Source organism: Mesorhizobium sp. Root695 (assembly GCF_001428185.1).
GTDB lineage: Bacteria > Pseudomonadota > Alphaproteobacteria > Rhizobiales > Rhizobiaceae > Mesorhizobium.
In genome coordinates this window covers 167,391-182,595 of sequence record NZ_LMHO01000012.1, presented here as the reverse complement: position 1 = coordinate 182,595, position 15,205 = coordinate 167,391, and the positions used below count along the sequence as shown (strand labels likewise).

The 15,205-nt window shown below is 64.6% G+C and carries 16 protein-coding genes; 11 read left to right on the top strand and 5 right to left on the bottom strand.

Translation table 11 applies throughout. From position 1 onward, the window contains the following. The first annotated feature begins 80 nt into the window (after positions 1-80). The 4 genes from ASD99_RS13955 to ASD99_RS13940 are packed head-to-tail and all read left to right on the top strand — an operon-like array spanning position 81 to position 4,419. Positions 81-1,382: an ArgE/DapE family deacylase gene (locus ASD99_RS13955; RefSeq protein WP_057143989.1), complete on the top strand. Its 1,302-nt coding sequence runs from the start codon at positions 81-83 to the stop codon at positions 1,380-1,382. Next, the gene (locus ASD99_RS13950) at positions 1,379-2,437 is read left to right on the top strand and encodes a phosphotransferase (RefSeq protein ID WP_057143988.1); all 1,059 of its coding nucleotides are present in this window, start codon (positions 1,379-1,381) and stop codon (positions 2,435-2,437) included. Before ASD99_RS13955 ends, ASD99_RS13950 begins: the two co-directional genes overlap by 4 nt. 4 nt (positions 2,438-2,441) lie before the next feature. Next, positions 2,442-3,746: an aspartate aminotransferase family protein gene (locus ASD99_RS13945; RefSeq protein ID WP_057143987.1), complete on the top strand. Its 1,305-nt coding sequence runs from the start codon at positions 2,442-2,444 to the stop codon at positions 3,744-3,746. A 16-nt stretch (positions 3,747-3,762) separates the two neighbouring features. Continuing rightward, positions 3,763-4,419, top strand: a complete 657-nt coding sequence (locus ASD99_RS13940) for a GntR family transcriptional regulator (protein ID WP_056581622.1) — start codon at positions 3,763-3,765, stop codon at positions 4,417-4,419. Between the two features lie 4 nt (positions 4,420-4,423). Here the strand turns inward: ASD99_RS13940 and ASD99_RS13935 are convergent, their stop codons facing one another. The 5 genes from ASD99_RS13935 to ASD99_RS13915 are packed head-to-tail and all read right to left on the bottom strand — an operon-like array spanning position 4,424 to position 9,171. Further along, a complete protein-coding gene (locus ASD99_RS13935; protein WP_056581619.1) occupies positions 4,424-5,728 on the bottom strand; it encodes an NAD(P)/FAD-dependent oxidoreductase in 1,305 nt (434 codons plus the stop codon). Further along, on the bottom strand, positions 5,725-6,708 hold the full coding sequence (locus ASD99_RS13930; RefSeq protein ID WP_056581931.1) for a branched-chain amino acid ABC transporter permease: 984 nt from the start codon (positions 6,706-6,708) through the stop codon (positions 5,725-5,727). The genes ASD99_RS13935 and ASD99_RS13930 overlap by 4 nt, the downstream gene beginning before the upstream one ends. After that, entirely contained in the window at positions 6,705-7,613 is a 909-nt protein-coding gene (locus ASD99_RS13925) for a branched-chain amino acid ABC transporter permease (protein ID WP_056581615.1), read from the bottom strand. Before ASD99_RS13925 ends, ASD99_RS13930 begins: the two co-directional genes overlap by 4 nt. Further along, complete coding sequence (locus tag ASD99_RS13920) at positions 7,610-8,377, bottom strand: ABC transporter ATP-binding protein (protein ID WP_057143986.1); 768 nt, start codon at positions 8,375-8,377, stop codon at positions 7,610-7,612. Before ASD99_RS13920 ends, ASD99_RS13925 begins: the two co-directional genes overlap by 4 nt. Beyond that, positions 8,374-9,171 (bottom strand): ABC transporter ATP-binding protein, encoded by a 798-nt coding sequence (locus tag ASD99_RS13915; RefSeq protein ID WP_057143985.1) that lies wholly within the window; start codon positions 9,169-9,171, stop codon positions 8,374-8,376. Before ASD99_RS13915 ends, ASD99_RS13920 begins: the two co-directional genes overlap by 4 nt. A 126-nt stretch (positions 9,172-9,297) precedes the next feature. Here ASD99_RS13915 and ASD99_RS13910 point away from each other — a divergent pair, with 126 nt between their 5' ends. From ASD99_RS13910 to ASD99_RS13880, 7 genes are all read left to right on the top strand, one after another. Then, a complete protein-coding gene (locus ASD99_RS13910) occupies positions 9,298-10,032 on the top strand; it encodes a GntR family transcriptional regulator (RefSeq protein ID WP_082525230.1) in 735 nt (244 codons plus the stop codon). Next, the gene (locus ASD99_RS13905) at positions 10,029-10,511 is read left to right on the top strand and encodes a DUF3830 family protein (RefSeq protein WP_056581606.1); all 483 of its coding nucleotides are present in this window, start codon (positions 10,029-10,031) and stop codon (positions 10,509-10,511) included. The genes ASD99_RS13910 and ASD99_RS13905 overlap by 4 nt, the downstream gene beginning before the upstream one ends. Position 10,512: 1 nt before the next feature. Further along, a complete protein-coding gene (locus ASD99_RS13900; protein ID WP_057143984.1) occupies positions 10,513-10,866 on the top strand; it encodes a TIGR04076 family protein in 354 nt (117 codons plus the stop codon). Next, complete coding sequence (locus ASD99_RS13895) at positions 10,863-11,918, top strand: aldo/keto reductase (RefSeq protein ID WP_057143983.1); 1,056 nt, start codon at positions 10,863-10,865, stop codon at positions 11,916-11,918. Before ASD99_RS13900 ends, ASD99_RS13895 begins: the two co-directional genes overlap by 4 nt. Continuing rightward, entirely contained in the window at positions 11,915-12,343 is a 429-nt protein-coding gene (locus ASD99_RS13890; RefSeq protein ID WP_056581601.1) for a hypothetical protein, read from the top strand. The genes ASD99_RS13895 and ASD99_RS13890 overlap by 4 nt, the downstream gene beginning before the upstream one ends. Before the next feature lie 48 nt (positions 12,344-12,391). After that, entirely contained in the window at positions 12,392-13,651 is a 1,260-nt protein-coding gene (locus ASD99_RS13885) for an ABC transporter substrate-binding protein (protein ID WP_057143982.1), read from the top strand. 146 nt (positions 13,652-13,797) lie between these two features. Next, on the top strand, positions 13,798-15,201 hold the full coding sequence (locus ASD99_RS13880; protein ID WP_057143981.1) for an FAD-binding oxidoreductase: 1,404 nt from the start codon (positions 13,798-13,800) through the stop codon (positions 15,199-15,201). Positions 15,202-15,205: the final 4 nt, after the last annotated feature.

Below are 15,205 nucleotides of genomic sequence, written 5' to 3'. Positions count from 1 at the left end.
GTTTCGGCCCATATGCCTCTTGTAATTCACAGGAATGGCATATGAGATATGATACACCACCCAGACGAAAGTGAAATATCATGCCTGAACGGATTGCGAACGAGGCCATTCTCAGCGCGGTCGATGACGGCTTCGCGCGACAGGTAGCGTTCCTGCAAGACCTCGTGCGCTTTCCCTCCCAGCGTGGCGAGGAACACGCCGCGCAATCGTTCATGGCGGCTGCCTACGAGGCTGACGGCTATGCGGTCGACATGTGGCGTGTCGATGTCGACGCGATTCGCGACCTGCCGGGTTTTTCACCCGTGGCGGTTTCGTATGACGACGCCTTCAATGTCGTTGCCACCCACACACCGAGAAACGCGACCGGCCGCTCGCTGATCCTCAACGGCCATATCGATGTCGTGCCGACAGGGCCATCCGACCGCTGGCTGCGCGATCCCTACGATCCGGCGATCGAGGATGGCTGGATGCATGGCCGAGGTGCCGGCGACATGAAGGCAGGTCTGTCCGCCTGCCTCTATGCGCTGACCGCCTTGCGCTGTCTCGGCTATCAGCCGGCCGCGAACGTCTACCTCCAGTCGGTGGTCGAGGAAGAATGCACCGGCAATGGTGCGCTCGCCTGCCTGCAGCGCGGCTACCGCGCCGATGCCGCCTTCATTCCCGAACCGCTGGAGCCGAGACTGATGCGGGCACAGGTCGGGCCGATCTGGTTCCGGGTCGAGGTCGACGGTGATCCGCAGCATGCGTCGGGCGCTTTCTCGGCCGGCGCCAACGCCATCGAAAAGGCGTTCGTCATCATACAGGCGCTGAAGCAGCTCGAAATCGTCTGGAACGCGCGCAAGGTTGATGACAAGCATTTCCGCGATCACCCGCACCCGATCCGATTCAACCTCGGCAAGATCGAAGGCGGCGAGTGGACATCGAGCGTTCCGGCGCGCTGTGTCTTCGAGATGCGGGTCGCAACCTATCCCGGTCAGAGTCTCGAAGACGCCAGGGCCGAGCTCGAGGCATGCATCGCCGATGCAGCGCGTGCCGACCCGTTCCTGGCCAACCGCCCGCCGAGCCTCACCTACAACGGCTTCATGGCCGAGGGTTATGTTCTGGAGGGTGCCGACGAGATGGAAGCCGTGCTGCGGCGCAGCCACACCGCCGTCTGGGGCGAACCGCTGACGGAACACGTCACCTCGGCGACCACGGATGCGCGTTTCTTTGGCCTCTACGCCGACACGCCGGCGATCGTCTATGGCCCGATCTGCCGCATGCCGCATGGCTATGACGAGGCCGTCGATCTGGATTCTGTACGCAAGGTTACCCAGACCATAGCGCTGTTCATCGCCGACTGGTGCGGTCTTGAGCCGCTCGATCCCGAGGCGAGCTCATGAATGCAGCTGTGCCCGACGGTTTCGGCGAAACGCTCGCCGAGGACGCGCCTGACGTTTCGATCGCCGACGCGCTGGCCATCTTGCGCCGGCACTACGGGCTCACCGGCACTGCGCGTCCGTTGCCTGGCGAGCGCGATCATAACTTCCACATCCAGGCCGACGGCGAGGGCGAGTTCGTCCTGAAGATCTCGCACCCGGCGGAAGAGGCCGGCTTCACCGATTTCCAGAACAAGGCGCTCGACCACATTTTTGCAGTCGACCCCACCTTGCCGGTTCCCTCGGTGCGCAAAAGCCTTGAGGGCGAGGCGCAGTTCGCGGTCAGTGTCGGTGGATCGGCACCGCGCATCATCCGGTTGGTGACCTATCTGCCAGGCCAGTTGCTGTCGCGCTCGCCGACTTCCGAAGCGCAGGATCGCAACCTCGGCATCTTCCTCGCCCGCCTTGGCCGGGCGCTGCGCGGCTTCTTCCATCCCGCCGCCGGCAGCGACCTGCTCTGGGATATCCGAAAGGTCGCCAAGACGCGGCCGATGATGGCGCATATCGCCGATGCCCATCACCGGGCCATGGTCGAGCGCGCGATCGACTCCTTCGAGGAGCATGCGGCGCCGGTCATCCCGACCCTGCGCGCGCAGATCGTCCACAACGACATGAATTCCTACAATGTGGTCATGGACGCGTCGCGGCCGGAGGTCGTGAGCGGCATTCTCGATTTCGGCGATATGATCCATTCGCCGCTGATCTGCGATCTTGCCATCGGCGCCGTGTACCGCTGGCCGGCGGAAGGCCATCCGCTGGCACCGGCCGCGCGCTTTGTCGCCGGCTATCAATCGGTCCAGCGGCTTGAGGAGCAAGAGATCGGCATTCTCTTCGATCTGATCCGCGCCCGCATTGCTCTGATCGCCAACATCGCCAGCTGGCAAGCCGAGCGCTTTCCGGCCAAGCGCGACTACGTGCTCCGGCTCATCACCGAGGTCTGGGCGTCACTCGAACGGCTGGACGAGCTTTCGTCCGTGGATGCCCGCCGCTATTTTCTCGACCATTCCAATCCGGAGTAGATGCGTGTCCCAGTCTTCGCCTTATCCTGCAAATGCCGACGCGGCTGCGTCGGAGCACGCGCTGCTCGAGCGCCGCGCCAGGCTGCTCGGGCCGACCTACCGCGCCTTTTATCGCAACCCGATCCATCTGGTGCGCGGCAGCGGTGTGTGGCTCTACGATGCACAGGGCCGCAAGTTCCTCGACGCCTACAACAACGTCGCGTCGGTCGGGCACTGCCACCCGCGCGTCGTCCAGGCGCTTGCGGGGCAGGCCGCCACGCTGAACACCCACACGCGCTATCTCAGCGAGATCATCCTCGACTACGCGGAGAAACTTCTCGGCACCGTTCCAGCCCATCTCGGCCACGCCATGTTCACCTGCACCGGCAGCGAGGCCAATGATCTTGCCATCCGCATCGCCCAGCACTCCAGCGGCGGCGCCGGGGTGATCATCACAGACTTTGCCTATCATGGCGCTACGATCGCGACGGCGCAGCTGTCGCCGGCGGCGGTCGGAGCAAAGGGCGTGCCCGCGCAGCACCGCACCGTGTCGGCGCCGGACACATTCCGAGACCATGGCCGAGCCGCGCATGATTTCGCCAGGAATGTCGCCGCCGCGATCGAGGACATGCGCGCGCAAAACATCCGGCCGGCCGCGCTGCTTCTCGACTCAGCCTTTTCCAGCGACGGCATCTTCTTTCCGGATGCCGCGGTCATGCGCGAGGCTGCCGACCACGTGAAAAAGGCCGGCGGCATCGTCATTGCCGATGAGGTCCAGTCCGGCTTCGGACGGCTTGGCCAGGGCATGTGGGGATTCGCCAATTATGGCATCGAGCCCGACATCGTCACGATGGGCAAGCCGATCGGCGACGGGCATCCGATGGGCGCGGTGCTCGTGCGGCCGCAGCTTGTTGCCTCCTTCGGCTCAAACACGGGCTACTTCAACACATTCGGCGGCAATCCGGTCGCGGCCGCAGTCGGCCTCGCCGTTCTCGAGGTGATCGAAGGCGAAGGACTGATCGAGAATGCCCGCAACGTCGGTGCCTACACAAGTGAGCTGCTGTGCGCGGTGCAGAGCCGGCATGCCATGGTCGCTGACGTCAGGCACAACGGCCTTTATTTCGGCGTCGAGCTGACGGCGGACGGCGACGAGGCTCTGGCCGCCACCAAGACATCGGCGGTCGTCGAAGCCATGCGAGAGGACGGCGTGCTGATCTCGTCCTGCGGTCCGCGCGGCAATGTGCTGAAGATCAGGCCACCTCTGCCGTTTGCCAGGGACAATGCCGAGCAACTGGCCGAGACACTCGATCGCGCATTGTCGAACTGGTGATCGGAGCGGGCCGCGTATGCTGAAGCTTGAACATCAAACCCTGAATGACCGCGCCTATGGCGCGCTCAAGCAGGAGTTGATTTCAGGTGGCTTCAGCCCAGGGCAGACGCTGGTCATTCGCAAGCTCGCCGAGACGTTCGGCATCTCGACGACGCCGATCCGCGAGGCGCTGCAGCGGCTGGTCGCTGAACGGCTGCTCGAGATGCAGAACAACCGCTCGGTCATCGTGCCGTTGCTGTCCGCGCCAGCCTTCGAGGAACTGACCCGCATCCGTATCGCCGTCGAGGGACTGGCGGGCGAGATGGCGGCGTCGCGGATGACAGAGAGCGGGCTCGTTGACATACAGGGCACGCTCACCGGCATGCAGTGCGCCATCGAGGCCGGCGACGCCAGAGCCTACCTGACACTGAACCAGGCGTTCCACTTCGCCATCTACCAGCAAGCGGGCGCGCCGATCCTGCTCAACATGATCCGCGACCTCTGGGGGCGGGTTGGGCCCTATCTCAAGCTGCTGATGCAGGCCGATCGCTACATCCCGCAGTCGAACGACGCGCATCGCAAGATCGTCGCCGCACTGGAGCAGCGTAGCGGCCCCACTGTGCGGACTTTCATAGAAGAGGATATCGCTATGGCGGCCGCCGTGCTGTCGGCAAACCTGGGCAAGGTGAAGTGACCGCCTAGCTCGTCCCGTCCAGCCGGTCGCGCAGCATGCTCCAGCCCAGCAGCAGGTTTGGTGCATGCCGCAGCACGGTATGGAACGGGATTGGCGCCGGCGCAGCAAAGGACAGCGGCAGGTCGCGCGCGTCGGTTCCAGCGGCCCAGTCCGCCAGCACCTTGCCCATCGCCGTGGTCATGGCGATGCCCCGGCCGTTGCAGGCGCGCCCGGCGATCAGGCCCGGCCCGAGGTCGATCAGGTGCGGCAGGAAATCAGGTTCGACCGCTGCCATTCCCGACCAGCTATAGGCAAGCGGCGGCAAGTCGGGCAGACCAAGATGCCGGCCAAGCCGCCGCCAGATCGTCTGCGGTACACGCGAGTCGGCGCCAGCGCCGAGAATATGCATGCCGCCGCTGATTAGACGGTTGTCCGCGTCGAAGCGGAAGGTGAAGAGATTTCGCCTGGTGTCGCCGACACCTTGCCCGCCGGGAAGCAACCCGCTGCGCACGTCACGAGGCAGTGGCGCTGTGGCGATCTGGAAAACCCTCAACGGAAAATAGGTTCGTTGCAATGACGGGTTGAGGGACCAGCCATAGGCGTTGGTGGCAATCAACACCTTTGCGGCGCGCACCGAACCCGTAGGCGTCTTCAGCACCCAGCCACCGGCCATGCGATCGACCGAGGTGACGCGCGTCTGCTCGAAGATCTTCGCGCCGGCCTTCTCCGCCGCATCGGCGAGCCCGCGCGCATAGGCGACCGGATTGAGCACGCCGCCGGAACGATCCATCCAGCCGCCGACATAGCCTGGCACACCCGTCAGTGCTTCGATTTCCTGCCGATCCAATGTGGCTGCCGGCCGGCCACGCTGTGCCCATTGACCGGCACGTGACTTGACCTTCTCGAAGGCGGCAGGCGAATGCGCCGGCTGGATCCATCCGTTCTGGACCGCGTCGCAGTCGATGCCGTGCTGCCGGATCAGGCGGAAGACCAGGTCGGCGCTGCCAGCGGCGAAATCGATAAGCCTTTCGCCGCGCGAAGGTCCGAGGTGGGCCAGTATGTCGGCCGGGTCCATCTTGGCGAAGTTCGGCACGACGAAGCCCGCATTCCTGCCGGTCGCGCCCCAGGCGATGAATTCGGCTTCGAGAAGGGCGACGGAAAGTCCTTTCCCGGCGGCGTGCAGCGCGGTTGAAAGGCCGGAAAAGCCGCCACCGACGATGGCCAGGTCGACATCGAGGTCGTCCTGCAGCGTCGGACGCTCGCGGCGGTTGCGGCTGACAGCATGCCACAGCGAAGCGCCTTGTGCCTCCTGCCGGACCACGGCATTCATGACCCGGAACTGCTCTCGCCCGCAGCGATCTTCGCCCGCTTGCTGAAGCGTGGCCGTCGCGGCCTGTCGCCGAACAGGCCGTTCGGCCGGATCAGCAGGATGACGCAGAGCATGACGCCGATGGCGGCGATCTGCAGCGCGGCGGCGCGAGCCTGTTGTTCCGGCGGGAACAGGATGCTGGTCAGCGTGCCCGATCCGGCCCATATCGCCCACACCAGGATGCTGCCGATGACGGCGCCGAGATTGCTGCCCGAGCCGCCGACGATCAGCATCACCCAGACCTGGAAGGTCAGGATCGGCAAATAATTGTCCGGCGCGATGAAGCCGGTGAAATGCGCCTGCAGCGCGCCGGCCAGCGCCATGATGGCGCCGCCGACGGCAAATGCCTGGACGCGGTAGAAACGCGCGCTCTTGCCAAGCGAGATCGCCGCCCGCTCATCCTCGCGCAGCGCCTTCAGGACACGTCCCCATGGACTGCGCGAAAGATGTTCCAGAGCGAGATAGGCGACCAGCGTGACCACCGAAACGACGGCGAGGTTCGACAAGTTGAACAGCAGCGGCGTCTCGGCAAGGCCGCCGAACGGGCGCGGGATGAAACCGATGCCGAATGGTCCGCCCGTCAGCTTCTGCGCATTGAGCGCGACCAGTTGCACGACGACTGCAACACCGAATGTGGTGATCGCCAGATAGTCGGATCTGAGCCGCAGCGTCGCCATGCCGGTAAGGGCTGCGGCGATGCCGCCGACGACCATGGCGCCGAGCCAGCCGACAAGGATCGGCAGGCCGAAGCCGCCAAGCCGTGCGGCATCGTCCGGTGTCGTCAGCAGCGCCGATGTATAGGCGCCAATGGCGACAAAGCCGGCAAGGCCGACATTGAACAGGCCGGTCAGACCCCATTGCAGATTGAGCCCCAGCGTGACCAGCGAGAAGATCAGCGCGGTGGTCAGGAAGAAGGCGCCGTAGCCGAGCAGGTCCATCAGCGTTCCCTCACACCAAACAAGCCGATCGGCCGCACGAACAGCACCGCCATCAGGATGATGAAGGAGACGGCGGCGCGCCATTCGGCGCCGATCAGCTGCACCGCACCGGCTTCGGCGAGCCCGATGATCAGGCCGCCGAGCACGGCGCCGGGGATGCTGCCGATGCCGCCGAGAATGGCGGCGGCGAACATCGGCAGCAGCATGTCGAAGCCCATGAACGGGCGGATCTGCACCAGAATGCCGATCATCACGCCGGCCACGCAGGCGAGCGCCCCGCCGATGACCCAGGTGACGCGCACCACGCTGGCGACGTCGATGCCGACGATGCGGGCCAGTGCCGCGTTCTGGCTCAAGGCCTGCATCGAGCGGCCGGTCTGCGTACGCGTCATCAACAGATGCACGCCGAGCACCAGCACCGCGGTCAGCAGCAGCAAGGCGATCTGGTCAGGCGTGATGCGGATGCCGAAGCCGACCGGCATGGCGATCTGGATCGCCCGGCTGAAATAGGTCGGCCGCGAGGTGAAGGTGAATTCGAGCAGGCTTCTCAGCGCCATCGAGGCGCCGAAGCTCGCCATCACCACGATGATCGCCTGCCCTTGCGAACGCAGCCGCGCGAACAGCACCTTGTCGAGCAGCAGCGCCAGGAGCGCGGTGAAGGCCATGCCGACGACCAGCGCGACAATCAGCGGCCAGCCAAAGGAGAGCGGTGCGATCGGCGCCACCTTGCCGAAGGTCGCGCCGATGGCGCTGACGACGGCCAGCGTCGCATAGGTGCCCCAGGCCATGAAGTCGCCATGGGCAAAGTTCGAGAAACGCAGGATCGAATAGGTAAGCGTCACGCCGATGGCGCCGAGGCCGATCATCGAACCCGTCAGCAATCCGTCGACGACAAATTGCAGGCTCATGCCGTGCCTCCTTTGCCGGCGTGCCCCGTCTTCTCTGCACCAAGCGGGCGCTGGCCGAGATAGAGTTCGGCGACGACCGGGTCGTTCCACAGTTCGGCGGCGATGCCCTCGTGCCGGTCCTTGCCCTCGACCAGCACATAGGCGCGGTCGCCGATGGCGAGCGCTGCTTTGGCGTTCTGTTCGACCAGTAGGATGGTGACGCCGGACTTGCGGATGCCGGCCAGCATCTCGAACACCGTCGAGACGAATTTCGGCGACAGGCCGGCCGACGGCTCGTCCAGCACCAGCACTTTGGGGTGGACGATCAGCGCTCGTGCGACGGCCAGCATCTGCCGCTGTCCGCCCGAGAGGTTGCCGGCGGCGGTGCGACGCTGGCGGACGAGGTCGGGGAACGCCGCATACATTTCCTCGATGCGGGCTGGGATTTCGCGCCGTTCGAGGATGCCGCAGGCAACTTTCAGATTGTCCTCGACCGACATCAGCGGAAAGATGTTTTCGGTCTGCGGCACGAAGGCCAGCCCAAGCCGCACCATGGTGTGCGCGGGGGCGGCGGTGATATCCTTGCCGTCCAGAAACACCGTGCCGCCGGTGATCGGGACGAGGCCGGCGATGGCCTTGATGAAGCTCGACTTGCCGGCGCCGTTGGGGCCGAGGACGACGACGATCTCGCCCTTTTTGACGGTGATCGAGGCGCCGCGCACGATCGGCACGCCGGGCTCGTAGCCGGCTTCGAGGTCGCGGACATCGAGAACGATCTCGCTCATGCCACGCCTCCGAGATAGGCCTCGATGACGCGCGGGTCGTGAGCGACTTCTTCGGCCGTGCCTTCGCTGAGCAACTGGCCGCTCGCCATGACCAGGACGCGATGGCAGAGCCGCGTCACCATGTCGATGTTGTGCTCGATCAGCAGGAAGGTGATGCCGCGCGCATTTATGTCGCGGATGCGGTCGATGATGACTTCGAGCAGCGTCGCGTTGACGCCCGCGGCCGGTTCGTCGAGCAGGATGATCGCCGGATCGGCCATCACGACGCGGGCGAGTTCGAGCAGCTTGCGCTGGCCGCCGGAAAGCACGCGCGCCGGCTCATGTGCAAGGTGGGTGAGGGTAACCAACTCAAGCAGTTCGAGCGCCTTTGTCCTGGCGGCTCTTTCCTGTGCGGCGACGCGCCATGGCCTGACGAAATTTGCGAGCAGCTCCTCGCCGGCCTGACCCTGTGCCGCCAGCATGATGTTTTCGATCAGCGTCAGATTGGGCAGCGGGCGCGGGATCTGGAAGGTGCGGCCAAGGCCACGGCCGATGCGCAGATGTGCAGCTTCGCCCGAGACAGACGTGCCGTTGAGAAGAATCTCGCCGCTGGTCGGCAGGATGCTGCCGGCGAGCAGATCGAACATCGTCGTCTTGCCGGCGCCATTGGGGCCGATCAGGCCGAGGATTTCTCCCGCTTTGACGTCAAACGAGACGTTGTTGACCGCGACAAGGCCGCCGAACCGCCTGACGACATTCCTTGCCGTCAGAACCGGCGCGCGGGTTTCCCCTTGCCGCTTGGTTGCCTCGCTCATCAAACCCTCTGGCCGAAGACGATCGTTGCCGTCTCCTGATTATGATTTGTGATCACACTTGCTTTGATCACGCTATTCGGCTTTAATTTCATCCGCAAGCCGAAAACCGGCCAAGAACGGAATTCCATGCAAAAGGCTGCCATCGAAAAGAACAACGAGGCGATCGCGGCCCAGCTTGCGCCGGTCGGCCGCGAGACAGTGCAGGATCGTGTGTATTCCGAACTGCGCCGCGCCCTGATCGGCGGCCTGTTCGAGCCGAGTCAGGTGCTGACCATCCGGGGTTTGGCTGACGCCTTGGTCACCTCGACCATGCCGGTGCGCGAGGCGCTCGGCCGGCTGATCACGGAAAAGGCGCTGGAGGCGCTGCCCAACCGTTCGGTGCGCGTGCCGCCGATCACACTGGAACGCCTCGATGATCTCTTGCGTGCCCGCATCCTGATCGAGGGCGAGGCGATCGCGCTGGCCGCCGCCCGCATGGGTCCGCGCCAGATCGCCACCATCGAAACCATTCTGGGCGAATGGGACGAGATGCGGGCGCTGAAGCACAAGAAGGACGTCGATCGCGAAGTGACGCTCAACCAGAGCTTTCATTTCGAGATCTACCGCTCCTGCGGTTCGGCCGTGCTGATCCCGATGATCGAGAGCCTGTGGCTGCAATCGGGTCCCTGTATTCGTGTCGCCATCTATGCCTTCTCGGAAGCCGGCGAGGTAGACACCGCCCAGTACCACCGCCGCATCGTCACGGCGCTGGCCACGGGGGATGCGCAGGCGGCGCGCGAGTCGCTGGTCGCCGACATCAGCCGGCCCTTCACCTTCCTGCGCAGCAAGCTGCAGGCTGCCGCCGCGAAAGACCAGACATGACCTCCATCAGGATCACCGAGCCGCGCTCGAAGCTTTCCGTCACGGCGCTGTTGCTGCCCGGGAAAGCACCGGAAAACGCTGCCTTCCTCAAGGCGTATCTCGGCACGCCACGTGTCGTGCCAGGCATCCATGCGATGTGGACGGGGCCGGAAATCTCCTGTCCGGTTCCCGCCGCCGATATTGAGGGCCAGGCCTATGCCAGGCCCTTGCCGGCCGAGAACGCGACGCTGACGCCGCAGCCAGGCGACATCGTGCTGTCCTATGTGCCGCCACGCATGTGGGGCGGCAACCCCAATGCGATCTTCGACATCGGCCTGTATTACGGGCAGGGGGCGCGGCTGCTGTTTCCGATCGGTTGGCTGGCCGGCAGCGTGGTGGCGCAGGTACGGGTCGAAGAGCGTGATCAGTTCGCCGCCGCTTGCGGTGTCATCCGCCGCAACGGCGCCTGCGATGTCACCTTCAGCCTGGTGGAGGCCTGAAATGGCCGACGACAGTTTCGAGCTGTTCGACCTTCGCGTCGAGGCGGTCATCCCTGAGGGCAAACCGATCTATTGCGGCGCCAAGGCCGGCGACTATTTCGAGCTCAAGGGCGAGATGCTGTCGATGCCTGCAGGGCAGGGGTTTTCGATTTATTCGATCTCCGCCGTGTTGCCGCTGCTGGCAGCCAAGCAGCGTCCTACCCACCCGAACGACTGGATGACCTCGGACGCCGAGATCGCCTGTCCCGATCCCAATTGCGCCAGCCGGCTGAGGATCGTCAGGCTGGCCAAGCGGCGGTTCAGCCATGCCGAGACCACGGCCGTGCCGCTGCCGAAGGAGAATGACCTGACATGATCGCCAAGACCTTCGAACTCGGCCCCGGCTACACCATCTCGCGCGTCATTCGCGGCGGCTGGCAACTGGCCGGTGGCCACGGCGCCATCGACCGCAGCCAAGCGGTGGCCGATCTGATCGCCACCTTCGATGCCGGCATCTGGACCTATGATTGCGCCGACATCTACACCGGCGTCGAGGAACTGATCGGCGCCGCTCGTCTGCGACTGGCCAGCGAGCGCGGCCTCGACGTTGCGGCCAGGATGAAGGTGCACACCAAGCTGGTGCCCGACCTTGAACGGCTGGCCACCATCAGCCGCGATTACATCAGGGGCATCGTCGACCAGTCGTTGCGGCGGCTGAAGACCGAGCGGCTCGATCTCGTCCAGTTCCACTGGTGGGATTATGACCAGCCTCGCTACGTCGAGGCCATGGGCTGGCTCAACGAGCTTCGGCTGGAAGGCAAGGTGCGCAATCTCGGCACCACCAATTTCGACACGCCGCGGCTTGCCGAAATCCTCGCCGCCGGCATCCCGCTGGTCAGCCAGCAACTGCAATATTCGGTGCTCGATCAGCGGCCGGGCACCAGCCTGGCGGCGCTGGCAAAACAGAACGGCGTCAGCTTCCTCTGTTACGGCTCGGTGGCCGGCGGCTTCCTCAGCGACAAATGGCTCGGTGTGGCGGAACCGGCCACGCCGCTCGAAAACCGCTCGCTGGTCAAATACAAGCTGATCATCGATGATTTCGGCGGCTGGGACTTGTTCCAGCAGTTGCTTCAGGCGCTGAAGGCCGTTGGCGATCGTCACGGCGTCGACCTTGCCACCATCGCCAGCGCCTGGGTGCTGGAGCAGCCGCAAGTGGCGGCCGTTATTGTCGGCGCCCGCAATCAGGCGCATGCGCTGGCCAATGCGGGCATCATGGATGTTGCGCTCGATGCCGAGGACCGGGCGCGGATAGCGGCCATCATCGCGCAAGGCACCGGCCTCGAAGGCGATGTCTACACGCTGGAGCGCGACCGCCACGGCCGCCACGGTTCGATCATGCATTACAACCTCAATGCGGGGAAGAAATGAGCGGCGAACCCTCCCTGTTTTCGCGCGCCAGCGCCGAGGTCATCGACCTGCATCGCTTCTTCGTCGACTGGTTCGTCGCCGCGCGAGCCAACACGGTGGACTTCGGCCGCTTCGAAGGCGCCATGGGCGAAGACTTCGGCATGGTCGCGCCGGATGGGCAGATCCTCGATCGCCAAGCGGTCGTCGATCATGTTCGCACCAGCCGCGCCTCTTGTGACGACGGTTTCGCGATTTCGATCGAGGACATCCGGCCCGGCTGGCAGGACGCCGACACGATCGTCGTCTTCTACGTCGAGGCGCAGCTGCGCGCAGGCAAGCATAGCCGCCGCCAGTCGAGCGCCGTCTTCACCACCAGTTCATCGGCGCCCAACGGCGTCGAATGGCGACATCTGCATGAAACCTGGCTGCAGGTGCCGGAACGCTGAACAGGCTCCAGAGATCAGATACAGTTGAGTAACGAAAGGGGAACAACAATGACAAAGACGATACTCCAACTCACCACCGCGCTCGCCCTCGTGACGATGGCGGGTGCCGCGCAAGCCGCCGATTGCAAGATCACCGTCGGCCTCGTCATGGAACTGACCGGGCCTGCCGGCGAATACGGCCAGGCCGGCGCCAAGTCGGTCGAGATGGCCTTCCGTGACATCAACGCCGCCGGCGGCGTGCGCGGCTGCGATCTCGTCACCGACACGCGCGACAGCCAGAGCCAGGGCAACATCGCGGTCGATGCCGCCACCCAGCTGGTTCAGGTCAAAAAGGTCCCGGTCATCATCGGCGGCATCATCTCGTCGGTGTCGATCCCGATCCTGACCTCGGTGACCGCGCCAGCCAAGATCGTCCAGGTCTCGCCGGCGTCGTCCTCGCCGACGCTGACGGCGCTCGGCCGCGACGGCAAGACCAACGGCATCTTCTTCCGCACCATCACCTCGGATGCGCTGCAGGGCGTCGCCGCCGCCAAATACGCCATCGACAAGGGTTTCAAGAAATTGTCGATCATCCATGTCAACAACGATTTCGGCGTCAACATGGTGGCCGAATTCTCGCGCGCCTACAAAGCGCTCGGCGGCACCATCGTCTCCGACACGCCTTACAATGAAAAGCAGTCGAGCTATGCCTCGGAAGTCACGGCGGCGATGGCCGGCGAACCGGACGGGCTCTATCTCGTCAGCACGCCGGTCGATGGCGCTACGGTTGCCCGCACCTGGATCTCGCAGGGCGGCGTGCAGAAATTCCTGCTCAATGATGGCATGAACAGCCCTGATTTCATCGAGTCCGTCGGCGCCGACTATCTGAAGGAAGCCTACGGCACCTCCTCCGGCACCAGCCCGACGGCCTCGACGGAGTATTTCACCAAGAACTACAAGGAATTCTCCGGCATCGAGCCGTCCAATCCGGCGGCCGACCGTTCCTATGATGCCGGCGCGATTGTTGGTCTCGCCATCGCCATTGCCGGCTCGGAGGATCCGGCCAAGATCAAGGACGCGATGTACAAGGCGGTCGATCCGGCCGGCACGCCGATCTTTGCCGGCAAGGAAGAGTTCACCAAGGCGCTCGGCCTCATCAAGGACGGCAAGCCGATCCGCTACGAAGGCGTCATCGGCCCGGTTGCCTTCGATAAATATGGCGACATCACCGGCCCGTTCCGGCTGTGGAAGATCGTCGACGGCAAGGTGGCGACCGATGGCGAAATGACCACCGATGACGTCAACGCGTTGCAGGCGAAACTTCAGTAAGACAACGTATTTCTCCGGTATCGATCACGGTCCCATCGTGGTCGATACCGGACGATTGTCCTGTTTCACATTACCGCGGACACGGACGACGTCGCTTTGCGTGGACGAGCGTTTGACCGGCAGGCGATCATCGATAGGATCGGCCGATGTCGCCTGAAATCCAACAGCTCCTGTCTGTTCTCGACAACCGGCTAGGTGCGGGCGGCGTGCTCGCCGGCGCGGATGTGGACCAGCGCTATCGTGACGATCCCGACGGCAAGCTGGGTGCGCTTCCCGAAGCGGTGCTGCGCCCGCGCGACACACAAGGCGTCGCGGCAGCACTCGCCGCATGCAACGATCTCGGTCAGCCACTTGCCGTGCAGGGCGGACGCACCGGGCTGACAGGTGCTGCGCGTGTGCAGCCGGGTGAGGTGGTGCTGTCGCTGGAGCGGATGACCAGCCTCGCCGTTCCGGATAGCCGGGCTGCGAGCATCGTCGCTGAAGCGGGCGCGACATTGCAGGTAGTGCAGGAAGCAGCCGACGGCGCCGGGCTGATGTTCGGCATCGATATCGGCGCACGCGGTTCGGCCACGATCGGCGGCAATATCGCCACCAATGCCGGCGGTATCCGCGTGCTGCGCTATGGCATGTGCCGGGCGCAGGTTCTGGGGCTGGAAGCCGTGCTTGCCGACGGCAGCGTGCTGACGTCGCTCAAGGGCCTGCCCAAGGACAATTCCGGCTACGACCTCAACCAGCTCTTCATCGGCACGGAAGGGACGCTCGGGGTCGTCACACGCGCCGCGCTCAGGCTGCATCCCAAGCCGGCGTCCGAGGTCAACGCTTTCTGCGCGCTCTCCTCGCTCGATGCGGCGATCGCGCTGCTTGGGTTGCTGCGGCAAAAGCTCGGCCCGCTCCTGTCCGCCTATGAGGTCAATTTCGCACCGCTCTATGACCTCATGGTCGCCAGCATGGCCATGCCGGCGCCGCTGCCGGCCGGCTCGCCCGTCTATGTGCTGGCCGAGATCCAGGGCAGCGAGCCCGAACGTGACGGCGAGCGCTTCGCCGAGGTGTTGATGCAGGCGGTCGAGGACGGCGTCATCGACAATGTGGTCGTCTCGCAGTCACCGCGCGAATTCCGTGCCCTCTGGGACGTGCGGGAGGACGCCAATCGCGTCCTGTTTTCGATCAAGGGTTTGATCGGCGTCGACGTCAGCATCCCGTTGGCCCGGATGGGGGCATTCCTGCGGGAAGCGGATATCGCCATCCATGCCGTGGATCCCGGCGCCGACATCTATGTCTTTGGCCATCTCGGCGACGGCAATCTGCACTATCAAGTCCTGACGGTCGATCCGGCGGCGGCATATGACATCGTCTATCGCGGCGTGGCAGCTGCCGGAGGTGGTGTTTCGGCCGAACATGGCATCGGCATCGACAAGAAGAAGTGGCTGCATCTGGTCCGCAGTGATGCCGAAATCGCCACGATGCGGCGGCTGAAGGCAGCCCTTGACCCCAGAAACATCCTCAATCGGGGACGGGTCTTCGACCTCAACCCAATCGCCTTCTCCCGATGACGAT